This window comes from Neobacillus sp. plas4 (assembly GCF_057221695.1).
Map to the genome: position 1 here is coordinate 77,259 of NZ_CM170152.1, position 23,571 is coordinate 100,829.

Genomic DNA, 23,571 nt, shown 5'->3' on the forward strand with positions numbered 1-23,571 from the left:
ATTTATTCTCCTCCATCAATTGGTAGTTCAAATGAAATGCGTGTGCCGACGTTTACTTGGCTCTCAATCAAAAGGTCTGGATGTATGGCTTCTTTGTAATACAATTTTAAGCGTTTGTAAACATTAGAAATGGCCATCCCTTTTCCATTCACTGAGGATGTTCCACCCGTCTCCATTGATTGAATAATCCACCCAAGACGCTCTTTATCCATACCGGGACCATCATCTTGAATAGAGATACATATCCGTTCTTTGCCATCTCGCTTTACGGGTTCAACAGTTATAGAAACTAGACAATTTCCGATCTTGTTTCCTGCTCCATGTAAGATTGCGTTTTCTACCAGAGGCTGAATAATCAGTTTTGGAATTTTTATAAACTCATATTCGAATGGTACCGAGACCTTCCATTTTAATCTGTCACCAAAACGCATTTTCATAATTTCCATGTAGTCGCCAATATGATTAATTTCATCTTTTAAAAATACCCAATCATCATCGGTTTCTTTTGTGATGGTATAACGAAATAAGTTGGACATGGCTAAGACAAGTTCAGACAATTCTTCTTCATTTTTCTCTTCAAGTGACCAATGAAGCGCATCCAATGTATTGAAAAGAAAATGTGGATTAATCTGCGCTTGAAGGGCCTTCAATTCACTGCGGCTTCGTAAAAGCTCCTTTTGATAAACCATTTGGATTAAATGATTGGTTTCTTTAACGAGCTGATTATAGGTGCTGTTTAATTCGTTAATTTCATTTACGGAAGAAACACGTGGATTCAGTGTTAATGAACCTTCGCCCGCATGCTGCATGGTTTTCGTTAATCTTAGAATCGGTCGTGTAATGATTGTTGAAAGGAAGAAGGCGCTAATGGTAAAAATAAATACGCCAACAACTCCAGATAAGATAATGCCTGTCCGAATCTTTGACATTCCTTCTGTTAGTTCACTTACAGGGGTTAAAATAAGCACGGTCCAACCTGTGAGTTTGGATGTATGCTTGGTCATCATATACTCTCTTTGATCTAGTTGAATAATGTTTTCATCACTTTCAAGAATGCTTGTAATGTCTCCATTATAATTTTGAATAATGGGCTTTTTATCCTGATCTAACAGGATAGAGTACTGATTATTTTCATTTATTTCATTTGCAAATGTAAAATGATTACGATTTATACTAATTAAAAGATAACCGCCATTCTTATATTGTCTTTCTATTAAATTTACACTACGAATTGCAAGAAAGTGGTTTTTATCCATTGGATCCTCACCAATCCAAACGAGTCCACCCTTTGTGCGATTTGCCTCATTAATCCACTTTTTATCGATTTTGTTCAATAAAGAGTCTTCATCAAGGGGGAGTACACGCTGTTGTTTTCCAGCAAAGAGTTGAACTGAAAAGATTCCATCTGTATTACCCATAACTCTGTTAATATGTCCCATTAATTGTTGACGATCACTAAAGGTTACTTTTTTTCCCTGATGGACATCTGTTAAAATACGCTGGACTTTTTCATCCGTTGTCACAAGCTTTGAGGACATGTTAATTAGTTCGTAAAGTGATTCTATTCGACCGTTTGCTTCAATGGCCACTTGTTGAATTTGTATTTCAGCATTATTTTTCAATAATGATGAAACTTGTCTCAATGTGAGAAGACTGACAATCATTAGAACAAGTATCATAAAAAACAAGAAAATAAACAAAATTTGATTCCGTAAAGTATTCCACTTTTTAAGTAAATTAAGCATTGATTGCTCGCCTTTCTTTTGTAAAATAATATCTTATTATATTATAATACCTTGTTTTATGTAATCGTTGTCTTTTTAAAGTTATGTAGCAATTGTGAGAATGTATTTTTTAGACAACTTTCACAACACTAAGCTGTCGAATATCAATGTAACAAGGACAAATACCTGTTATAATATAGAGAAGAAGATTGAAAATTGTTTTGAAGGGGTTGGTAGAGATGAAACTTATCATCGCTGTTGTCCAGGATCAGGATAGCAACAGATTATCAAAAGCACTGGTTGATAATAATTTTAGAGCAACAAAGCTGGCAACTACAGGCGGCTTTTTGAAATCCGGCAATACCACCTTTATGATTGGCACTGAGGATATTCGTGTTGATCGTGCACTGCAGATTATAAAAGAAAATTGTAAATCGCGTGACCAATTAGTGGCACCTGTTTCACCGATGGGTGGAAATGCGGACTCTTTTGTCCCTTATCCTGTTGAAGTTGAGGTTGGCGGTGCAACAGTTTTCGTCCTCCCAATCGAACAATATATGCATTTTTAATCTATATTAATGGTAAGTGAGTGATGAACTTTGGTAAAAACATGGGATCAACTAGAGGAGCTGCAGCCAACCGTCTTAAAAATGTTAAAAAACAGTTTGTTGAAGGGTCGTGTGGCCCATGCCTATTTACTTGAGGGAATCAGAGGGACTGGGAAGAAAGAAATTGCTTTATTAATCACAAAGGCTCTATTTTGCAATTCGGTGTTAGAAGGATATAAACCTTGCGAGTCCTGTAATAATTGTCGAAGAATTAATAGCGGTAATCACCCCGATGTCCATAAAGTAGAGCCCGATGGGTTATCGATAAAAAAACAACAAATTCAAGACCTCCAAGAGGAGTTTTCAAAAAAAGGTGTAGAGTCGTCAAGAAAGGTGTATATGATTAGCGATGCCGACAAGATGAGTGTGAGTGCGGCAAATAGTTTGCTTAAGTTTCTTGAGGAACCTAACTCACAAACAACAGCCTTTCTTTTGACCGAGCAGCCTCAACAGCTATTACCAACCATTCTTTCACGCTGCCAAGTATTGTCATTTAAACCATTATCTCCACAGGCGATGATCCAGCAGTTGACCGAAAACGGCGTCAATCCTATGAAAGCGCCATTATTGGCACAGCTGACGAATAGCTTTGATGAAGCTTATGAGCTAAATGGTGATGATTGGTTTGCACAAGCTCAAAAGATAGTGGTAAAATTATATGAGGTGCTGAAAAAAGGTCCTTTAGAAGCAATGGTAACTCTTCAAGGGGATTGGTTCTTACACTTTAAAGAGAAAGAACAGATTAATCGTGGTTTAGATCTTTTACTTCTTATTTTTAAGGATTTATTATATATACAATTAGATAAACAGGAGCAAATCGTCTTTAAAGCTGAAGGTGACCGGTTAAGACAATATGCTCTTGAAACATCCGGACGGCGGTTGTCGGATCAAATGTCGGTTATTCTCGAGGCAAAAAGGAAGCTTGCGGCGAATATGAACCCGCAGCTAATGATGGAAGAGCTTGTGTTAAAGTTGCAGGAGGGATCTTCATTTGTATGATGTTGTAGGAGTACGCTTTAAAAAAGCGGGAAAAATCTATTATTTTGATCCTGGAGACCTCTCAATTGAAAAGGATGACTTTGTGATTGTCGAAACTGTACGCGGAGTGGAATACGGTAAGGCTGTCGTTCCCCGTAAACAAGTTGAGGAGCATGATGTTGTTCTGCCATTAAAAAAGGTAGTGAGAATCGCAGATCATAAGGATCGAATGATCGTTGAAGAAAATAAACAAGCTGCCCAGGAAGCATATGATGTTTGTAATGAAAAAGTAAATGGACATCAACTAGATATGAAACTAGTTGATGTTGAATATACATTTGACCGAAATAAAGTGATCTTCTATTTTACTGCTGACGGAAGAGTTGATTTTCGTGAGTTAGTAAAAGATTTAGCGTCAATTTTTCGGACAAGAATTGAATTGCGCCAAATCGGTGTCCGGGACGAAGCAAAAATGCTTGGAGGAATTGGTCCTTGTGGAAGAATGCTTTGCTGCTCCACTTTTCTAGGTGACTTTGATCCTGTGTCTATTAAGATGGCGAAGGACCAAAATCTCTCTTTAAATCCTACAAAGATATCCGGTTTATGCGGCAGACTTATGTGCTGTTTAAAATATGAAAATGATGAGTATGAAGCGGCAAAGGAACAACTGCCTGATTTAGGAGAAATGATTGAAACTCCTCAAGGTCGAGGAAAAGTGGTTGGATTAAATTTATTAGAGCGGGTACTTCAGGTGGAACTAAAGGAACAGGATCGAGTTCTGGAGTATACATTGGATGAAATCATTAAAGAAGGTGCCTTTTCTATACAATCCACAGATTAAGAGGTGTGTGACGTGGATAAAAAAGAGATATTTGAATCAGTAAGTAATATGGAGACACAAATTGGCCATCTTTACCAACAACTCGGGGAATTAAAACAGCATTTAGCCGAAATACTAGAAGAAAACCATTATTTAAAGCTTGAAAATGAACATCTAAGACGCCGTTTAGATGTGACCACGGACAAGGTAAAGAAAGATGAGAAGGTTAAAAAAGGGACAACCTCTCGTGTAACTGGCGGGGATCAGACATTAGATGTCGGAGAGGGCTATGATAATCTTGCTCGTCTATATCAAGAAGGTTTCCATATTTGCAACCTTCATTTTGGAAGTTTACGTAAGGAAGGCGATTGCTTATTTTGCCTCTCCTTTCTTAATAAGAAATAACTTAAAGAGGTTGACTTCGGTCAGCCTCCATTTTTTTACATAGGCTGTTTTCATAATGATTGTTGTTAAAATCCTAAAGCCGATTTTAACGTGGAAATAGCTATTTTGCGTTTTAGAATTTAGTTTGCAGGCTCTTTTCTTATTAAATAATGCTATTTTCTGAGGAAACTTAGCACAATTATTAAAAATTGTTCCAGAAGGCAATAAAGTTTAATAAAAGAGCCTTACATATTAGTTAGAGGTGTAGTTATGGTTATGTTAAAGGGTGATGAGCGGCTTGATTATTTACTTGCTGAGAATTTAAGAATTATCCAAAGTCCGTCTGTTTTTGCTTTCTCACTTGATGCGGTGTTACTGGCTCGATTTGCTTATGTACCCATTCAAAAAGGGAACATCGTCGATCTCTGCAGTGGGAATGGGGTTATTCCTTTATTCTTAAGTGCCCGGACGAAGGGGAAGATTACAGGGGTCGAGATACAGGAGCGGCTATATGATATGGCGGTAAGAAGTATTCACTACAACGATCTTCAGGACCGCCTCCAAATGATTCATGGAGATATTAAGGAAATTCCAAAACAGCTGGGACATGGAAAATTTGATGTCGTTACTTGTAATCCTCCTTATTTTCCTACACCTTCAAAAGATGAAATGAACCCGAATGAACACCTGGCTATTGCCCGCCATGAGATACTATGTACGCTTGATGATGCAGTGAAAGCATCAAGTCAATTGGTGAGGCAGGGCGGAAAGGCAGCCTTCGTCCATCGGCCGGGAAGGTTAATGGACATCATAACTGCTATGAGAAAATATCGTCTCGAACCTAAGCGTATTCAGTTCGTGTATCCAAAGCAGGGGAAAGAAGCAAATACCTTACTAATTGAGGCAATAAAAGATGGCAGTCCCGATTTGAAAATACTTCCTCCTTTGTTTGTCTATAATGAAGAGGGTGAATACACACAAGATATTAGAACAATTTTATATGGAGAATAGGGTGGTTAGGATGTGGCAGCAAAAAAGCTTTGAGAATGAGGCGGAAAAAGGAATACTTTATCTTGTTCCAACTCCAATTGGCAATCTTGAGGATATGAGTTTTCGGGCTGTACGGATTCTAAAAGAAGCTGATTTAATTGCAGCCGAAGATACAAGAAATACAAAAAAATTATGTAATTACTTTGAAATTCAAACGCCTGTTGTCAGCTATCATGAACATAATAAGGAATCAAGCGGAGGAAAACTCATCCATAAGATTAAGGAAGGCATGAAAATTGCTTTAGTAAGTGATGCCGGTATGCCAGCTATCTCAGACCCAGGATACGAACTTGTTGAGGCTGCAATAGCTGAGAAGGCTGCCGTTGTTCCGTTACCAGGTGCAAACGCCGCTCTTCCAGCCTTGGTTGCCTCAGGGCTTTCCTGTCAGCCCTTCTATTTTTATGGTTTCTTGAATCGAAGCAAAAAAGAAAAGAAATCAGAATTAGAAGGTTTAAAGAAACAAACTGGAACGCTTATTTTTTATGAATCACCACATCGGCTGAAAGAAACTTTATCAAGTATGGTTGAAATTTTTGGAAATCGACAGGCAGCGATTTGCAGGGAATTAACAAAGAAGTTTGAGGAATTTATAAGAGGAAGTCTAGAAGAAGTAGTAGAGTGGGCGAATCAGGGTGAAGTTCGCGGTGAATTTTGTTTGATCATTGAAGGTGCGGATGAAAGCAAATTAAAGGAAGAAGAAATAAGCTGGTGGGAAGCGATGACGGTTGAAGAGCATGTAAATCACTATATAAATGAAAAGGACATTCCATCAAAAGAAGCAATCAAACAAACAGCCAAGGATAGAGGAATAAATAAGCGCGAGGTGTATCACGCCTACCATATCCATCTTGAATAAGTCCAAAATAAAAAGCTTCTCCGTTTAGAGGAGAAGCTTTGTCATTACTATTTTACTAATTCAAATTGGTTTTGAATTTCTTTTACTAACTGTTCTGCACCTTCACGGCTAAGGATTAACTTACCGCCAGCAAGTGCCAAGTTTTCATCAGAAACTTCACCAGTTACTTGGCAAGTCATATTTGGCTTGTATTTCTTCAAGATAATACGCTCGTCATCCACGTAGATTTCAAGTGCATCCTTTTCAGCAATACCAAGTGTTCTTCTTAATTCGATTGGAATAACCACACGACCTAATTCGTCAACCTTACGGACAATACCTGTAGATTTCATTTTTTCTAGCTCCTCTCATGTTAAAACTATTAATTTATTTCTCTATCTTTTCGTCAATATTCGACATAATTTTTATAAACTAATAATACCAGCCATTCCATTTTCCGTCAATTGGTTTAGAGTAAAAACCAATTGGAAAATTTATCATTTTTTAAAATTGTTGATAAATCAACAAATAATGAATGATTATTCAGTTGGATAGAATTTAAATATTATTATTCGTTTATAATGGAGTTGTTTAAAATTAGTCATAATTCGACAAAAACCAACAATTATCAACTGTGTGCCTAGTTAAAAAATTCGACAGATAGCCATCGTTTTATGGGGGGAATTGTAAAAAAAATAAAATATATTAATGCTAATAGTTGAGTTTATTGCACATTTATTGATTTTTGGGTATATTTTGATGATAGAAGAGGATGAAAAAAGGCAATAATGAATTAATAGAATAGTCGATTTGCCTAAATTAGGAGGGTAACAAATGCAAGAAAAATTAAAAACGTTTTATCTCACTACCCCGATTTATTATCCGAGCGGAAATTTACATATTGGTCATGCTTATACAACCGTGGCTGGAGATGCAATGGCGCGGTATAAAAGGATGCGCGGTTTCGATGTAATGTATCTTACAGGGACAGATGAGCACGGACAAAAGATCCAGCGTAAAGCAGAAGAAAAAGGAATTTCTCCACAGCAGTATGTTGATGAAATCGTGGACGGGATTAAGGATCTATGGAAAAAGCTAGATATCTCCTACGATGACTTTATCCGAACAACTGAAGAGCGACATAAACAAATTGTCGAAAAAATCTTTGCTAGACTGCTTGAGCAAGGGGATATCTACCTTGATAAGTATGAAGGATGGTATTGTACTCCATGTGAGTCCTTTTATACCGACCGCCAATTAGTTGATGGCAATTGCCCAGACTGTGGAAGACCTGTGGAAATCGTTAAAGAAGAGTCCTACTTCTTCAAAATGAGCAAATATGCAGATCGACTATTGCAATACTATGAAGAAAACCCTGAGTTTATCCAGCCGGAATCCCGGAAAAATGAAATGATAAATAATTTTATTAAACCAGGCTTAGAGGATTTAGCTGTGTCGAGAACTACCTTTGATTGGGGAGTAAAAGTACCAGGGGATCCAAAGCATGTAATTTATGTTTGGATCGATGCATTGTCAAACTATATTACAGCACTTGGTTATGGAACTGAAAATGATAGCAAATACTTAAACTACTGGCCAGCAGACGTTCATCTAGTAGGAAAGGAAATTGTCCGTTTCCACACAATTTATTGGCCAATCATGTTAATGGCTCTTGAGCTGCCACTTCCAAAAAAGGTATTTGCACATGGCTGGCTGTTAATGAAGGACGGCAAAATGTCCAAATCTAAAGGAAACGTTGTAGATCCAGTTACATTAATCGATCGTTATGGACTCGATGCTCTTCGCTACTATTTATTAAGGGAAGTGCCATTCGGTGCCGATGGAGTATTTACTCCGGAAGGATTTGTTGAAAGAATTAATTTCGATTTAGCGAATGATCTGGGTAATCTGTTAAACCGAACAGTAGCGATGATCGAGAAATATTTTGATGGTGTCATTCCAGCCTATTCTGGTTCCACGGGAGAATATGATGAAGCATTGCTTCAGGTGAACAGTGAAACTGTTTCTAAATATGAGGAAGCAATGGAGAAAATGGAGTTTTCTGTTGCGCTAACATCTATTTGGCAATTAGTGAGCCGGACGAATAAGTATATAGATGAAACGCAGCCGTGGACACTGGCAAAATCAGAAGAACGGAAAGAGGAGTTAGCTAGTGTCATGGTTCATCTAGCTGAATCATTAAGGAGAACCGCTATCCTGCTCCAGCCTTTCTTAACGGTGACACCGAATAGCATTTTTGCTCAACTGGGAATAAATAATGAAGAACTTAAGACATGGGAAAGTTTAGACAGCTTTGGAGCGATTCCTGCTAAAACAAAGGTTTCAAAAGGAAATCCGCTGTTTCCGCGGCTTGAAATTGCGGATGAGGTTGAATTTATTCGTTCGAAAATGGGAGCTACCACTCCGGTTGAAGAAGCAAAACAAGAAGTAAAGCAAGAGGAAAAGCCAGAAGAGGCTGAAGAAATTGGAATCGATGATTTCATGAAAATTGATTTACGTGTGGCAGAAGTAATTCAAGCTGAACCAGTTAAAAAGGCAGATAAGCTGCTAAAACTTCAGTTGGATTTAGGCTATGAAAAACGCCAGGTTGTTTCAGGGATTGCCCAGTATTATAAGCCTGAAGAATTAGTCGGAAGAAAGGTCATCTGTATTACAAATCTAAAGCCAGTGAAGTTACGCGGAGAACTTTCACAGGGAATGATTCTGGCAGGTTCAAAAGATGGTGCCTTATCGATAGCCACAGTCGATCAAACACTGCCTAATGGTTCGAAAGTAAAGTAGAATTTTGAAATGGAAATGTTCCACGTGAAACAAATTTCGTGGCATTTCCATTTTTTCTTTATATATTCGACATAAATGTAGTGATAATATTCGTCAAAAGGGGTTAATTATATGTTATTTGATACACATGTACATTTAAATGCGGAACAGTATGAGGAAGATTTAGAGGAAGTTATATTCCGGGCACAAGAAGCAGGAGTATCTCATATGGTTTGTGTCGGGTTTGACAGACCTACCATCCAAAAGGCAATGGAGCTTACTGAAAAATATGACTTTATCTATGCTTGTGTAGGCTGGCATCCTGTGGATGCCATTGACATGACAGATGAAGATTTGCTTTGGATAGAGGAATTAGCTGCACACCCAAAAGTAGTAGCAATCGGGGAAATGGGATTAGATTATCATTGGGATAAGTCCCCTAAAGAAATTCAAAAAGAGGTGTTTCGTAAACAAATCCAATTAGCGAAAAAGGTAAAACTCCCTATCGTTATACATAATCGAGAAGCAACAGCAGATATTGTAGAGATACTAAAGGAAGAGGGAGCAGATGAAGTAGGGGGGATTATGCACTGTTTTAGCGGCAGCCCTGAGGTTGCAGTAGAATGTCTAAAAATGAATTTTTATATCTCCCTTGGAGGTCCAGTTACTTTTAAAAATGCCAAAAAACCCAAAGAAGTGGCAGATGTCGTTCCGTTAGAAAAATTACTAATTGAAACGGATTGCCCCTATTTAGCACCTCATCCTTATCGTGGAAAACGCAATGAACCCGGATATGTAAAGCTTGTCGCGGAACAAATTGCTGAAATAAAGGGCATTTCCTTCGAGGAAGTTGCAAACGTCACAACTGCAAATGCAAAAAAATTATTCGACATAAATTGATAGACAAGCATGTCGAAGTTTATAGAAGCTTGTCCTAATTTTTAACTATAACTTAAAGTTCTACATGCCTCCTTTTCCTCATAGGATAACCGTGTCGATAAGTTTTCCTTTGCAAATTTCCCAACTATATGCATAATTAGAAATACGTTCACACATATGCAAGGGTTGACAGCCGACAGCATGTTTCTCAATAATCTCTCCAAAGAGAAGGAGGCGTTTTTCATCGTATTCAAAAACATGAAAAACCTGTTTTCCAAGTCTTTGGGTATGAAAAGGTTGGCGATCATTTTTGCTAGTTTTGTAGTTTTAGCAGCAACTCTGGGTTTTTCATATTATGAAGGATCAAAGAAAACGCTGGAATTGACACTAAACGGACAGCAAAAAGTAATAAAAACACATGCCGATACGGTAAAGGATTTATTCGCTGAGCTAGATATACCCATAACCTCAAAAGACTACTTGTCACCTTCAGCCAATGCTAAGGTGAAAGACAATCAGAACATTGTCTGGAAGCAAGCAAAACAGGTTCAAATTGTCCAAGACAACGAGAAAAAAACGATATGGACAACAGCAGGCACGGTTGCTGAGCTCTTAAAAGAGCAAAGTATTGTATTGAACGAACAGGACGAAATTACACCAGGACCGCAGGAAATAGTAAAAAACAAGATGGGAATTAGCATCAAATTCGCTCTTCATCTTACACTAGTAGACGGCGGGAATGAGCAGCAAGTATGGTCCACTTCGGCTACGGTCGCTGACTTTTTAACACAACAGGGAATTATACTTAATGAATTTGACCGAGTTGAACCGTCATTATCAGAGACAGTGAAAAGGGATGACGTAATTAACGTCATACGCGTAGAAAAGGTCACCGATGTAGTGGAAGAACCAGTTCAATTTGCCGTCATCACCAAGAAAGATGAGAGCTTAGAAAAAGGAAAACAAATTACTGTTAGTGAAGGCAGACAGGGGCTTGTTTCAAAAGAATATGAAGTCATCCTGGAAAACGGTAATGAAGTTTCAAGAAAATTAATGGGTGAGCAGAGTCTTAGAACGAAACTCGATAAAGTTGTGGCTGTCGGAACAAAGGAACTACAAATTCAAGTATCCCGTGGAGCAGAAACTGGAACAGAGTTTTATGTTAATACTACTGCCTATACAGCATATTGTAACGGCTGTTCAGGGAGAACAGCAACAGGATTTGATTTACGTGCCAACCCAACAGCTAAGGTCATTGCTGTTGATCCGCGTGTGATTCCACTGGGGACGAAAGTTTATGTGGAAGGCTATGGCTATGCTGTAGCTTCTGATACAGGCGGAGCAATTAAAGGACACAAAATAGATGTTTTCTTTCCAACCAAAGCGGAGGCATTCCGCTGGGGAGTTAGAAAGGTCAAAATTAAAATTCTTGAATAAGTTACCAGTGCAGAGGAATCGCAAAGCCTCTGCATTTTGCTTTTTCTTTAATTTTCATTATACTTACATGGAAATCACTAGGTTATTTACTAAATGATATGAAAGCATTTGTTAATATAGACGATGGACATTACAAAAATGTTTCATTTATTTTTCAATTTTTAATAATGGCTGTTTTCGTAATATTGTTGTTAAAATCTTAAAGCCGATTTTAACGTGGAAATAGTTATTTTGTGCTTTGGAATTTAGTTTGCAGGCTCTTTTCTTTTAAATTTATTCTATTTTCTGTGGAAACTAGCGTAATAATAAAATTTTATTCCAAAAAGGAACAAAGTTTAAGAAAAGAGCCTCTATAAAGATTCTTCGGAGGACCTGATGAGAATAAAAGAATTTATTGTAGTAGAAGGAAAAGATGATACTACCGCCATTAAACGTGCCGTTGATGCGGATACCATCGAAACCAATGGTTCCGCAATTAATCAAGAAACAATTGAAAGAATAAAAAGGGCACAAAAAACAAGAGGGGTGATTATCTTTACAGACCCCGACTATCCTGGTGAGAAAATTAGAAAAACGATTACAGAAAACGTCCCAGGCTGTAAACACGCGTTCCTGCCAAAAGAAGCTGCCATTGCTAAAAATGGAAAAGGCTTAGGAGTAGAACATGCACATATAGAGGCGATTAGGAGCGCGCTAAGGGACGCACAAACCATGTCAGAGGCTATCCAAGAAGAAATAACGCAAGAGGATTTAATAACAGCAGGCCTCATTGGAGGAGCAGGTTCAAAGGATCGAAGAATCATGTTGGGAAAAATTTTGAAAATCGGCTATACCAATGGAAAACAACTTCATAAACGATTAATGATGTTCCAAATCAGCAGGCAGGAATTTGCAGAAGCACTTGCAGTTGTTATACAGGAGGAAAAACATGAATAAAGACATTGCTACCCCAATAAGAACGCGGGCAATATTAGAAAAATACGGTTTTTCTTTTAAGAAAAGCCTGGGTCAAAACTTTTTAATTGATACCAATATCTTACATAGAATAGTGGATTTTGCTGAACTAGGTGAATCCTCAGGGGCAATTGAAATTGGTCCTGGAATTGGAGCCCTTACGGAACAGCTTGCCCGCCGGAGTAAAAAGGTTGTAGCTTTTGAGATTGATCAAAGATTATTACCCATTTTGTCTGATACACTTTCTCCTTATGAAAATGTAAAGATTATTCATAAGGACATTCTTGAGGCAGATGTTCAGGAAGTCATCGATACAGAATTTACAAATTTCAATGATATTATGGTGGTTGCTAATCTTCCTTATTACGTGACGACTCCGATTATTATGAAACTGTTAGAGGAACATATCCCAATTCGTGGTATCGTGTGTATGCTGCAAAAAGAGGTTGCTGATCGCATTTCAGCGAAGCCTGGCACAAAAGAGTATGGCTCTCTTTCTATCGCTGTACAGTACTACACAAGGGCAGAGACAGTGATGATTGTTCCAAAAACAGTCTTCGTTCCCCAGCCGAATGTAGATTCTGCAGTGATCCGCTTAACCAGAAGGGACGAACCAGCGGTAATCGTAAAGGATGAAAAATTCTTTTTCCAAGTAACACGAGCAAGTTTTTCCCAAAGAAGAAAAACATTGCTGAACAATTTAACAAGCCAGCTGCCGGACGGGAAACAAAAGAAAGAGGACATTCTTAACGCACTAAAAGCAGCCGAAATCGAGCCGACCCGAAGAGGGGAGACCCTTTCTGTTGAAGAATTTGGCCGTCTGAGCGACGAATTACTAAACTATTTTCAATAGACCATTTATGGTCTATTTTTTTTGATTTTGTGAGTGGCCGAAAAGTCTCCAATCGGGGGTCTTGAGGACAAATCATGTGAGTACCGAAAAGATTTGTCTCCAATCAAGGGTCTTGAGGACAAATCATGTGTAGTGGCCGAAAAGATTCGTCTCCAATCGAGGGTCTTGAGGACAAATCATGTGCAGTGACCGGAAAGATTTGTCCCCAATCGAGGGTCTTGAGGACAAATCATGTGCAGTGGCCGAAAAGATTTGTCTCCAATCGAGGGTCTTGAGGACAAATCATATGCAGTGGCTAGAAAGATTTGTCTCCAATCAAGGGTCTTGAGGACAAATCATGTGCAGTGGCCGGAAAGATTTGTCCCCAATCAAGGGTCTTGAGGACAAATCATATGTAGTGACCGAAAGGATTTATCTCCAATCGAGGGTCTTGAGGACAAATCATATGTAGTGACCGAAAGGATTTGTCTCCAATCGAAGGTCTTGAGGACAAATCATGTGCATTGGCCGATAAGATTTGTCTCCAATCGAGGGCCTTGAGGACAAACCGCACGGCATGCCCCTTCATTCGGACACAGTTACCTTTACACTCACCAAACTATGTCTAAGGTAATCTCTTGTAAACTATTTAGTATAAAAGCAACAAAGTTTACGAAAAGAGCCACTTTTTGTGAATGAAACTCTGTCATTCACAAAAATATGTGTAGTTGCATAGCCTATCTAAGAAAAACTTTATTTGGAAGGCCTATATGCTGGTCTAATTGGAGTGACGACAGTGGAAATAAAAATAATGGATATTGTCGGCAGACGTTCTTATAACTGTGATATCCTTTTCAGAGTCATTGATATTCAAAGACTAAACGGTCAGAGATTTGTGGTCCTATACGGTGAAGATATTCGCTTAGTGGCAGATGCACCTTACGAGGATTTAGTGGTTATTAACAAAAATGTAAGGTCTAAAATCATACAGGAATATAAAAACCTTGAAGAACAATCCTTTCGGTTATTTGCACAAGACGTAGAATTATTAAAACAAAGGCAGGATTACGAAGCGACGGGAGGCTATGTACAGCCAGCCAATTATTTTCAAATTCCAGGGAAGGTTCTTCACTTAGATGGAGACCCAGATTACTTACAGAAATGTATGACTCTATACGAGAAAATTGGGATTCCTGTCTACGGTATACACTGTAACGAAAAGGAAATGCCAAATAAAATTGGCGGGTTAATTGATCAATACCGTCCGGATATAATAGTTATTACTGGTCATGATGCCTATTCGAAGGCGAAGGGGAAGATGACTGATATTAATGCATATCGCCACTCAAAGCACTTTGTTCAAACGGTCAAAGAAGCCCGAAGGAAAATCCCTCATTTAGATCAACTCGTTATTTTTGCGGGTGCGTGTCAGTCCCACTTTGAATCTTTAATACATGCAGGTGCAAATTTTGCTAGTTCCCCCTCACGAATAAATATTCACGCTCTGGATCCCGTTTATATTGTTGCCAAAATCAGCTTTACGCCGTTTATGGAAAGTATCAATGTCTGGGATGTTTTGCGTAATACATTAACAGGGGAAAAAGGGCTTGGAGGTATTGAGACAAAAGGAGTCTTACGAACAGGAATGCCTTATAATCCCGTCCAGGAGGAAGAATAAGCCAAATCGAAAAGCAGCAGTCACCTGAGCTAGATAATTTTTCATACTTTCTAGCTTAACTTTTCAAGAGGCTTATTTTTTTTGTAAAAGGCACATAATCCTTCCTCTTTAAGGTAAACCTAGGATTGTTGAAAATTGGGAGAAAAAGTAGAAGAAAAGATATTGACAATCTTTTTGTCGGACTGATATAATTTTATGTTTTATTTGACAGAAAACATGTCAGTGTGATATACTTTACACAGTGAGGTGGACCGAATGCCAAAAACTTTAGCCGATATCAAAAAGGCTCTTGATTCAAATTTAGGGAAAAGATTGTTACTTAAGGCAAACGGAGGACGTAGAAAAACAATCGAACGCTCCGGTGTATTAGCCGAAACGTACCCTTCGGTTTTTGTAATCGAGTTAGATCAAGAAGAGAACGCATTTGAACGCGTTTCATACAGTTACGCTGATGTACTGACTGAGACAGTTCAAATTACCTTCTATGAAGATGCAGCAGGAAATGTAGCTTTAAGCTAAAATATAGGCAATTTTTTAGGGCAGAAAATCAACTGATTTTCTGCCTTTTGCTTTATCTAAAATAAAATTGAATTCTAAATAACATACTAATAATACCGTGAGTGTAATAAAGGGGTTGTTTAGATGGCAAGAAGAAGAGGAGTCATGTCTCCCCAGTTTAAAGAAGAACTTGCAAAAGAACTTGGCTTTTATGATGTCGTCCAAAAAGAGGGTTGGGGCGGCATTAAGGCCAAGGATGCAGGAAACATGGTGAAAAGAGCCGTGGAACTAGCTTCCGAACAGCTGATGAAAAACAACAGAAAGTCTTAATATAAGGTGGTTACGGCCACATTTGTTAGTCAGCATTTGCTTCTCCATATTTAAACAAAACAGGCACCACGGTAAAGGACAGGGAGAAGGAATCTCCTTGTCCTTTAAATTTATTCATAGACTTTTTTTCCTATTAGAAGTTTTATGGTAAAATAGGAAAAAATATATGATCGATAGAAGTGTAGGTGGGCGTAGTGAAGCTTTTAGTAAAAGCACCAGCCAAAATTAATTTATCCTTGGATGTTTTATATAAGCGTCCGGACGGTTTTCATGAGGTTGAGATGATCATGACGACGATAGATTTGGCGGATCGGGTTGAACTGACTTTATTAGAGCAGGATAAGATACATATTCTTTCCCATAACCGATATGTTCCTGATGACCAACGGAACTTAGCCTTTCAAGCAGCGCAATTGCTTAAGGACCGATACCAGGTGAAAAAAGGGGTTCAAATAACGATTGAAAAAACAATCCCTGTTGCAGCTGGTCTGGCTGGAGGAAGCAGTGACGCAGCAGCAACACTTAGGGGACTGAATAAACTGTGGGATCTTGGATTAACATTAGATGAACTAGCAGATCTTGGTTCAGAAATCGGTTCGGATGTATCATTTTGTGTGTATGGGGGCACAGCATTAGCAAAGGGAAGAGGGGAAATGATTACGTCCCTTCCTGCTCCGCCAACTTGCTGGGTAATTTTGGCAAAACCCTTTATTGGTGTTTCTACCGCTGAGGTGTACCGCAGGCTAGATCTAAACGGAATGAAGCACCCGAGTATCAATGAAATGGTCAAAGCAATTCTAAACAATGATTACCAAAGCGTATGTAAGAATGTTGGAAATGTTCTAGAAGATGTTACTTTAAAGCTTCATCCGGAGGTAGCCCAAATAAAGGAGCAAATGAAGCGTTTTGGTGCTGATGCCGTTCTGATGAGCGGAAGCGGGCCAACTGTCTTTGGAATTGTCCAGCACGATTCTAGAATGCACCGGATCTATAATGGCCTTAGGGGTTTTTGTGATCAGGTATTTGCTGTAAGAATGCTTGGGGAAAGACACACTCTTGATTAAAAACGTACAAAAGTGATATCCTTATAATAGAATATTCGTCTTTTGGAGGTTACTATGAAGTTTCGCCGCAGTGAACGATTGATAGATATGACGAGCTATTTACTTGACCATCCGCGCCAGCTTGTACCGCTTACCTTCTTTGCGGAACGTTACTCTTCTGCGAAATCTTCCATTAGTGAAGACCTAGCAATTGTTAAAGAGACCTTTGAGCAAAGAGGAATCGGAACGTTACAAACAGTACCTGGAGCTGCTGGTGGAGTTAAATTTTTTGTAAGCGTTAGTGATGAAGAAGCAAGACCGTTTGTGAATGAGCTATGTTCGTTAATTGCACACCCAGACAGACTTTTGCCGGGGGGATATTTGTATTTAACCGATATATTGGGTAATCCTTCGATTGTCCAAAAAGCAGGCCGAATTATCGCTTCTGCATATGTAAACACTAAAATTGATGTGGTTATGACAGTAGCAACGAAGGGAATTCCTCTTGCTTATGCGGTAGCCAGCCAATTAAATACTCCTGTCGTTATCGTAAGAAGGGACAGTAAAGTCACCGAGGGCCCAACCGTAAGCATTAACTATGTTTCAGGTTCAGCAAAAAGAATTCAAACTATGGTGCTTTCAAAAAGGAGCATGCCGGTAGGATCGAGGGTTTTGATTGTCGATGATTTTATGAAAGCTGGCGGCACTGTAATGGGAATGATCAGTCTCCTTGAGGAATTTAATGGTACGGTAGCTGGTATTGCAGTATTGGTCGAGGCCGAGAAAATTGAAGAACGGCTGGTTGATGAATACAAATCACTTGTGAAATTAACGGATGTTGATGTGAAGGAAAAGAAAATTCAGGTTACAGTAGGAAATTATTTCAAAGGCAGAACGGAGGAATAGCATGAAAGTAGTACAAACGAACCAAGCACCTGCAGCAATTGGCCCTTATTCACAAGGTATAATTGTAAACAATCTCTTTTACAGCTCAGGGCAGATCCCATTAACAGCAGAGGGCGTTATGATAGAGGGCGGTATAGAAGAACAAACCCATCAGGTTTTCAAAAATCTAGGTGCGGTTCTTTCAGAAGCAGGGGCGTCATTTGAAACTGTTGTTAAAGCTACAGTATTTATTAAAAGCATGGATGACTTTGCTGCCATTAACGAAATATATGGAGAATATTTTTCAACGAATAAACCGGCACGTTCTTGTGTCGAGGTAGCCAGATTACCTAAGGATGCATTAGTTGAGATTGAAGTAATCGCGCTCGTAAAATAAAACGAGCGTTTTTTTATTATTTTTACAATGATAAGCTTTATATATCAGACTTTTATAAATCTTCATTTTTTTACAAAATAATTTTAAAAATAATATAATAAAAGAAGGATTTACTAGATTACTTGTTGAATTAATAACACTAGCTTTTTAACACAAGAAAAGGGTGGTGTGAGCACATGGAAGTAACAGACGTAAGATTACGCCGCGTTAACACAGACGGTCGAATGAGAGCGATTGCATCAATTACATTAGACAATGAATTTGTGGTACATGACATCCGTGTTATCGACGGAAATAATGGTTTATTTGTCGCAATGCCTAGTAAACGTACTCCAGATGGAGAATTTCGTGATATTGCGCATCCAATCAATTCCGGAACACGCGGTAAAATCCAAGAGGCCGTATTGGCTGAGTATCATCGCTTAGGTGAATTAGAAGTAGAATTTGAAGAAGCCGGAGCTTCCTAGAAAGAGTTATTCAACCTAGAGCCTACTACATAAGTAGTGCTCTTTTTTTATTTCGCCTCTATTCTCCTCCATACTCCCTCAACAAATTTTTTCAAAATAACAAATTCGGACACTTTTCTTACATTCCTTGAAAAGACTGACTAATTGCGTTAATATTTTTAATGGATAAAGCTGTTTTCGTAAAGATTGTTGTAAAATTTTTATAGCCTATTTTAACGTATATGTAGCAATTTTGCGTTTTAGAATGTAGTTAAAGGCTCTTTTCTTTTATTGAACTTTTTACTCTTTATGTGAAACCTACACATAATTATGAAATTTTGTTCCAAAAGCATTAAAGTTTAAGAAAAGAGCCATAGATAAAAAGGTAAATTGGAGGACTGTTCATGACTAATCGTTATGCTGTGATTTTGGCCGCAGGACAAGGTACCCGGATGAAGTCAAAGCTTTATAAAGTATTACACCCTGTATGTGGGAAACCTATGGTTCAACATGTTGTCGACCATGTAAAATCATTAAACATTCAAGAAATGGTTACCGTCATTGGTCATGGAGCCGACTTGGTAAAAGCTCAATTAGGGGAAGTAAGTCATTATGCCCTTCAAGAACAGCAACTTGGAACAGCACACGCTGTAATGCAGGCACAAAATATGCTCGAGGGTAAAGAAGGAATAACCATTGTTGTTTGTGGTGATACCCCTTTAATAAAGGCTGAAACGATGGAGTCTTTGTTTAAACATCATGAGGAATCATCTGCAAAAGCAACCATTCTTACAGCAAGAATTGATGACCCGACGGGATATGGCCGCATTATTCGAAATGATAATGGTCATGTTGAAAAAATAGTGGAACATAAAGACGCAACAGAGGCTGAGCGGAATATAAATGAAATTAACACTGGAACTTATTGCTTTGACAATGCTGCGTTGTTTGAAGCATTGAAAAAGGTTTCAAATGATAATGTACAAGGTGAGTATTACCTTCCAGATGTCATAGAAATCCTAAAAAATCAAGGAGAAATTGTTACTGCGTACCAAACAAATGATTTAGAAGAAACGTTAGGTGTAAATGATAGAGTAGCTTTAGCGGAGGCAGAAAGAATAATGCAGAGCCGCATAAATGAAAAGCATATGCGGATTGGAGTTACGATCACCGACCCAAAGAATGCGTACATTGAATCTGATGTTGTCATTGGGCAGGATACCATTATTCTTCCGGGGACAATCCTAAAAGGTAAAACAGTGATTGGTGCAGACTGTCAAATTGGACCTAACACTGAAATTGATACATGCATAGTAGGAGATGAAAGTGTCATCCGTCAATCTGCCGCCTATAACAGCAGCATTGGCTCTTTCGTTAATATTGGTCCATTTGCTCATATTAGACCGGATTCAGCCATAAGTGACGAAGTGAAAATTGGAAACTTTGTTGAAATCAAGAAGGCTGTTTTTGGAAAGGGAAGTAAAGCTTCACATCTAAGCTATATTGGTGATGCTGAGGTTGGTAAGGATGTAAATATTGGTTGTGGATCTATAACCGTTAATTATGATGGTAAAAATAAATTCCTAACGAAAATTGAGGATGAAGTGTTTATTGGCTGTAATTCTAACCTAGTTGCACCTGTTACCGTTGGAAAAGGAGCGTATGTAGCTGCTGGATCAACCATTACAAAGGACGTTCCGGGTAATGCATTGTCGATTGCACGTTCACGCCAGGAAAACAAAGAAAATTATGTCGATAAGCTTAACCTTAAAAAATAATTTGGGCTGTTTTCGAATTGATTGTTGTTAGAATCTTAAAGCCGCTTTTAACGTGGAAATATTTATTTTGCGCTTTGGAAATTTAGTTTACAGGAACTTTTCTTAATTAAAGTTTAACAAAAGCTCCTAGGTAAAAATATTGGAGGGCACTATGTCGAATCAATACTTAGATCCAAACTTAAAGGTATTCAGTCTAAATTCAAATCTCCCATTAGCAAAGGAAATCGCTAAAGTGATTGGTGTCGAACTAGGAAAAAGTTCTGTAACAAGATTTAGTGATGGGGAAATTCAAATTAATATCGAAGAAAGTATCCGTGGCTGTGATGTATATGTCATTCAATCGACAAGCGCACCTGTTAATGAAAATATTATGGAATTATTGATCATGATAGACGCTCTGAAAAGAGCCTCTGCAAAAACGATCAATATTGTAATGCCATACTACGGATATGCCCGCCAGGACCGTAAGGCAAGGGCACGTGAACCGATTACAGCCAAATTAGTGGCAAACTTGCTTGAAACAGCAGGAGCGACTCGTGTAATCTGCTTAGATTTACATGCACCACAGATTCAAGGTTTCTTTGAAATTCCAACCGACCATTTAATGGGTGTACCGATACTGGCAGAATACTTTAAAAAGAGGGAATTTAATGGTGACCTCGTTATTGTTTCTCCAGACCACGGTGGTGTTACGAGAGCTAGAAAATTAGCAGAACGTTTAAAAGCGCCTATTGCCATTATTGATAAACGTCGTCCACGGCCAAATGTGGCAGAGGTTATGAATATTGTTGGTAATATCGAAGGGAAAATTGCAATCCTAATTGATGATATTATTGATACAGCAGGGACGATTACACTTGCAGCAAATGCATTAGTCGAAAATGGCGCAAAAGAAGTGTATGCATGCTGTACACATCCAGTGTTGTCAGGACCGGCGATTGACAGGATTCAAAATTCAAACATAAAAGAATTAGTCGTTACGAATTCGATCTCTCTTCCAGAAGAGAAAAAGACAGATAAAATTATCCATCTTTCAGTGGCTCCGTTGATGGGTGAAGCCATCATCCGCGTCCATGAAGAACAATCTGTGAGTACACTATTTGATTAATCTAGCTCCACAAGAGTAAGCTTCGTAAGCGATACTTCGCACGAAAGAAAAGCGTTAGCTTTTCTGAGGAGCGCCTAGCCCCTCGGGTCATAAGCAACCCGTCAAGAAGGTTAAAGAACAACCTTCATGCCGGGTCGTCTTATGCCTATCGGGGCTGGACACTAAGGAAAGCTGCTTAGAATGTTCTTCGCAGGAACAAGCTGTGCTTGTTCCGAAGGCGCTTCTGCTTTTTTAACATCCAATGTTTAGACCTTCCTGTTTTGGGGAATTTTTATAGAGACAGTTATTGTACAAAACTAGGAAGGTGACTAAACATATGAGTACTGTTTTACAAGCAATGGAACGTAAGGAACTACGCTATTCAGAGTTAAGGAAAATTAGAAACAATGGAAATATTCCTGCCGTTATTTATGGGCGAAGTGTTGAAAGTAAACCTGTTTATGTAAGTTCAGCAGATTTAACGAAAACAATCCGCCAAGTGGGCCGAAATGGCGTTATTTCTCTTGATGTTGAGGGCAGTAAGCATGATGTGGTGTTAAGTGATTATCAAGAGGATAGTATCAAAAGGGAAATTATCCATGTGGATTTTCTTGCAGTAGATAAATCGTCAAAAATAACGGTAACAGTAAGGCTTGTCTTAACGGGCGATGCAGCTGGTGTGAAGGACGGCGGTGTCTTACAGCAGTCTGTGCATGAATTATCGATTACATCCACTCCAACTGAGATTCCACAGCAAATTGAAGTGGATGTAACGAATCTACAGGTAGGTGAAACCTTAAAGGTCTCCGACATCCTATATCAAGGTTCGTTTACCATTAACCATGAGGAAGATGAAGTAGTTGCAAGTATTCTCCCTCCTAGACAAGAAGAGGAAATTAATGCAGGAGAGCAGCAAGAAGGCGGTCATCCTGATAACGAAGAAGGCAGAGAAACAACCCCAGTTGGCGAATAATTTGCAGACGTAACCTTAAAAGGTTACGTCTTTTGTCGCATAAATTAGAGAAAAGACGTATTATTAAGTGGGAGAGATTACAATGCTCCGAAAATTAATCAGCAGGTGGACTGGACCGAAAGAGAGTGAGAGAATGAAGTTAATTGTTGGTTTAGGAAACCCCGGAAAACAATATGAAAAAACAAGACATAATATTGGTTTTGAAGTAATCGAAGAGCTTGCCAACCAGTTATCCATTTCCTTAGATCAATCAAAATTTAAAGGATTATTCGGGATGGGTTTTCATAATGGTCAAAAAGTTATTTTACTTAAACCACTTACATATATGAATCTTTCAGGGGAATCTATTCGAGCAATAATGGATTATTACCAGATAGATATCGAAGATTTTGTGGTGATTTATGATGATCTTGATTTACCTGTCGGGAAAATTAGGCTTCGTCAAAAGGGAAGTGCTGGCGGCCATAATGGAATAAAGTCCACGGTTGCACATCTTGGAACCCAAGAATTTAACAGAATACGGATTGGGATTGATCGACCTAAAAACGGTATGAAGGTTCCTGATTATGTATTAGGACGGTTTCATGAGGATGAAATGGCATTAACGAATGAAGCTGTCCTAAAGAGTGCAGATGCGTGTAAAACCTGGTTAGAAAGACCCTTTCTACAGGTTATGAATGAATTTAATCAGTAATCGTTCATGGGATAACCTCTCCTTTCATAAAATAAACCAATTATCTTTTTTATGAAAGGCTGGCAATAAAATTTAAGAAAAGAGCTATATGAATAATATCAGTGAATAACTTCCCTCTTCATCGTAAATACTATAATCAATAGTAGAATAGGGAGGGAACTGCGTGGCCATTCATTATCATTGCCGGCATTGCGCTACAAACCTTGGTTCCATTGAGCAATCATCGATACACAGCGAAGCACTCGGTCTTCATAAATTAACAGAACAAGAAAGACAAGAGATGGTCGCGTATGATTTGGCTGGGAATATCCACATTACTGCCATTTGTGAGGATTGTCAGGAGTCATTAGAAAGAAATCCAGACTATCATCAATATGATTTCCTCATTCATTAAACATCCGCTTTGGACGCACTCCAAAGCATTTTTCTATTTTTATTAAATTAGTTAAAATATGAAAAAAGATTCAAAGAGAGGAGGAA

Annotated in this window: 25 protein-coding genes; 23 read left to right on the top strand and 2 right to left on the bottom strand. The window is 38.5% G+C overall.

The window, feature by feature from the left end; translation table 11 throughout:
- Window positions 1-2: 2 nt before the first annotated feature.
- Window positions 3-1,745, bottom strand: a complete 1,743-nt coding sequence (locus AC2TFD_RS00350) for a sensor histidine kinase (RefSeq protein ID WP_484674780.1) — start codon at window positions 1,743-1,745, stop codon at window positions 3-5.
- Between the two features lie 218 nt (window positions 1,746-1,963).
- On the opposite strand from AC2TFD_RS00350, the gene AC2TFD_RS00355 reads away from it, so the two are divergent.
- From AC2TFD_RS00355 to rsmI, 6 genes are all read left to right on the top strand, one after another.
- Window positions 1,964-2,293, top strand: coding sequence for a cyclic-di-AMP receptor (locus AC2TFD_RS00355; protein WP_132097048.1), 330 nt, complete (start codon window positions 1,964-1,966; stop codon window positions 2,291-2,293).
- Window positions 2,294-2,323: 30 nt separating this feature from the next.
- Window positions 2,324-3,331 carry a DNA polymerase III subunit delta' gene (gene holB, locus AC2TFD_RS00360; protein ID WP_335511691.1) on the top strand — a complete coding sequence of 336 codons (1,008 nt, stop codon included), beginning with the start codon at window positions 2,324-2,326 and terminating at the stop codon, window positions 3,329-3,331.
- Complete coding sequence (locus AC2TFD_RS00365; RefSeq protein ID WP_335511693.1) at window positions 3,324-4,151, top strand: PSP1 domain-containing protein; 828 nt, start codon at window positions 3,324-3,326, stop codon at window positions 4,149-4,151. Before holB ends, AC2TFD_RS00365 begins: the two co-directional genes overlap by 8 nt.
- A 12-nt stretch (window positions 4,152-4,163) precedes the next feature.
- Window positions 4,164-4,535, top strand: a complete 372-nt coding sequence (yabA, locus tag AC2TFD_RS00370) for a DNA replication initiation control protein YabA (RefSeq protein ID WP_484674781.1) — start codon at window positions 4,164-4,166, stop codon at window positions 4,533-4,535.
- 249 nt (window positions 4,536-4,784) lie between these two features.
- Window positions 4,785-5,525, top strand: a complete 741-nt coding sequence (locus AC2TFD_RS00375; RefSeq protein WP_484674782.1) for a tRNA1(Val) (adenine(37)-N6)-methyltransferase — start codon at window positions 4,785-4,787, stop codon at window positions 5,523-5,525.
- A 10-nt stretch (window positions 5,526-5,535) separates the two neighbouring features.
- Window positions 5,536-6,420, top strand: coding sequence for a 16S rRNA (cytidine(1402)-2'-O)-methyltransferase (gene rsmI / locus AC2TFD_RS00380; protein WP_335511699.1), 885 nt, complete (start codon window positions 5,536-5,538; stop codon window positions 6,418-6,420).
- Between the two features lie 47 nt (window positions 6,421-6,467).
- On the opposite strand, the gene abrB is transcribed toward rsmI, so the two are convergent.
- Window positions 6,468-6,752, bottom strand: coding sequence for a transition state genes transcriptional regulator AbrB (gene abrB, locus AC2TFD_RS00385; RefSeq protein ID WP_335511701.1), 285 nt, complete (start codon window positions 6,750-6,752; stop codon window positions 6,468-6,470).
- 481 nt (window positions 6,753-7,233) lie between these two features.
- Here abrB and metG point away from each other — a divergent pair, with 481 nt between their 5' ends.
- From metG to fin, 17 genes are all read left to right on the top strand, one after another.
- Window positions 7,234-9,201 (top strand): methionine--tRNA ligase, encoded by a 1,968-nt coding sequence (gene metG / locus AC2TFD_RS00390; RefSeq protein ID WP_335511703.1) that lies wholly within the window; start codon window positions 7,234-7,236, stop codon window positions 9,199-9,201.
- A gap of 111 nt (window positions 9,202-9,312) precedes the next feature.
- Window positions 9,313-10,080, top strand: a complete 768-nt coding sequence (locus AC2TFD_RS00395) for a TatD family hydrolase (RefSeq protein ID WP_335511705.1) — start codon at window positions 9,313-9,315, stop codon at window positions 10,078-10,080.
- Between the two features lie 237 nt (window positions 10,081-10,317).
- On the top strand, window positions 10,318-11,496 hold the full coding sequence (locus tag AC2TFD_RS00400; protein WP_484674783.1) for a ubiquitin-like domain-containing protein: 1,179 nt from the start codon (window positions 10,318-10,320) through the stop codon (window positions 11,494-11,496).
- A 375-nt stretch (window positions 11,497-11,871) separates the two neighbouring features.
- Window positions 11,872-12,432 carry a ribonuclease M5 gene (rnmV, locus tag AC2TFD_RS00405; protein ID WP_484674784.1) on the top strand — a complete coding sequence of 187 codons (561 nt, stop codon included), beginning with the start codon at window positions 11,872-11,874 and terminating at the stop codon, window positions 12,430-12,432.
- Complete coding sequence (rsmA, locus tag AC2TFD_RS00410; protein ID WP_484674785.1) at window positions 12,425-13,303, top strand: 16S rRNA (adenine(1518)-N(6)/adenine(1519)-N(6))-dimethyltransferase RsmA; 879 nt, start codon at window positions 12,425-12,427, stop codon at window positions 13,301-13,303. Before rnmV ends, rsmA begins: the two co-directional genes overlap by 8 nt.
- Before the next feature lie 775 nt (window positions 13,304-14,078).
- A complete protein-coding gene (gene yabG, locus AC2TFD_RS00415) occupies window positions 14,079-14,960 on the top strand; it encodes a sporulation peptidase YabG (RefSeq protein ID WP_335511713.1) in 882 nt (293 codons plus the stop codon).
- A 255-nt stretch (window positions 14,961-15,215) separates the two neighbouring features.
- Entirely contained in the window at window positions 15,216-15,479 is a 264-nt protein-coding gene (gene veg, locus AC2TFD_RS00420) for a biofilm formation stimulator Veg (protein ID WP_335415523.1), read from the top strand.
- Between the two features lie 123 nt (window positions 15,480-15,602).
- Window positions 15,603-15,788 carry a small, acid-soluble spore protein, alpha/beta type gene (locus AC2TFD_RS00425; protein WP_335511715.1) on the top strand — a complete coding sequence of 62 codons (186 nt, stop codon included), beginning with the start codon at window positions 15,603-15,605 and terminating at the stop codon, window positions 15,786-15,788.
- 194 nt (window positions 15,789-15,982) lie between these two features.
- Complete coding sequence (ispE, locus tag AC2TFD_RS00430) at window positions 15,983-16,852, top strand: 4-(cytidine 5'-diphospho)-2-C-methyl-D-erythritol kinase (RefSeq protein ID WP_335511717.1); 870 nt, start codon at window positions 15,983-15,985, stop codon at window positions 16,850-16,852.
- 54 nt (window positions 16,853-16,906) lie between these two features.
- Window positions 16,907-17,737: a pur operon repressor gene (gene purR, locus AC2TFD_RS00435; protein WP_335511720.1), complete on the top strand. Its 831-nt coding sequence runs from the start codon at window positions 16,907-16,909 to the stop codon at window positions 17,735-17,737.
- Between the two features lies 1 nt (window position 17,738).
- Window positions 17,739-18,113: a RidA family protein gene (locus AC2TFD_RS00440; RefSeq protein ID WP_335511722.1), complete on the top strand. Its 375-nt coding sequence runs from the start codon at window positions 17,739-17,741 to the stop codon at window positions 18,111-18,113.
- A 176-nt stretch (window positions 18,114-18,289) separates the two neighbouring features.
- Entirely contained in the window at window positions 18,290-18,580 is a 291-nt protein-coding gene (gene spoVG, locus AC2TFD_RS00445; RefSeq protein ID WP_003347151.1) for a septation regulator SpoVG, read from the top strand.
- 383 nt (window positions 18,581-18,963) lie between these two features.
- The gene (glmU, locus tag AC2TFD_RS00450; protein ID WP_484674786.1) at window positions 18,964-20,337 is read left to right on the top strand and encodes a bifunctional UDP-N-acetylglucosamine diphosphorylase/glucosamine-1-phosphate N-acetyltransferase GlmU; all 1,374 of its coding nucleotides are present in this window, start codon (window positions 18,964-18,966) and stop codon (window positions 20,335-20,337) included.
- A gap of 151 nt (window positions 20,338-20,488) precedes the next feature.
- Complete coding sequence (locus AC2TFD_RS00455; RefSeq protein WP_335515755.1) at window positions 20,489-21,445, top strand: ribose-phosphate diphosphokinase; 957 nt, start codon at window positions 20,489-20,491, stop codon at window positions 21,443-21,445.
- A 316-nt stretch (window positions 21,446-21,761) separates the two neighbouring features.
- Complete coding sequence (locus tag AC2TFD_RS00460) at window positions 21,762-22,397, top strand: 50S ribosomal protein L25/general stress protein Ctc (RefSeq protein ID WP_335515758.1); 636 nt, start codon at window positions 21,762-21,764, stop codon at window positions 22,395-22,397.
- A gap of 133 nt (window positions 22,398-22,530) precedes the next feature.
- Complete coding sequence (gene pth, locus AC2TFD_RS00465) at window positions 22,531-23,091, top strand: aminoacyl-tRNA hydrolase (protein WP_335515805.1); 561 nt, start codon at window positions 22,531-22,533, stop codon at window positions 23,089-23,091.
- Window positions 23,092-23,254: 163 nt separating this feature from the next.
- Window positions 23,255-23,485, top strand: a complete 231-nt coding sequence (fin, locus tag AC2TFD_RS00470) for an anti-sigma-F factor Fin (RefSeq protein ID WP_335515763.1) — start codon at window positions 23,255-23,257, stop codon at window positions 23,483-23,485.
- Window positions 23,486-23,571: the final 86 nt, after the last annotated feature.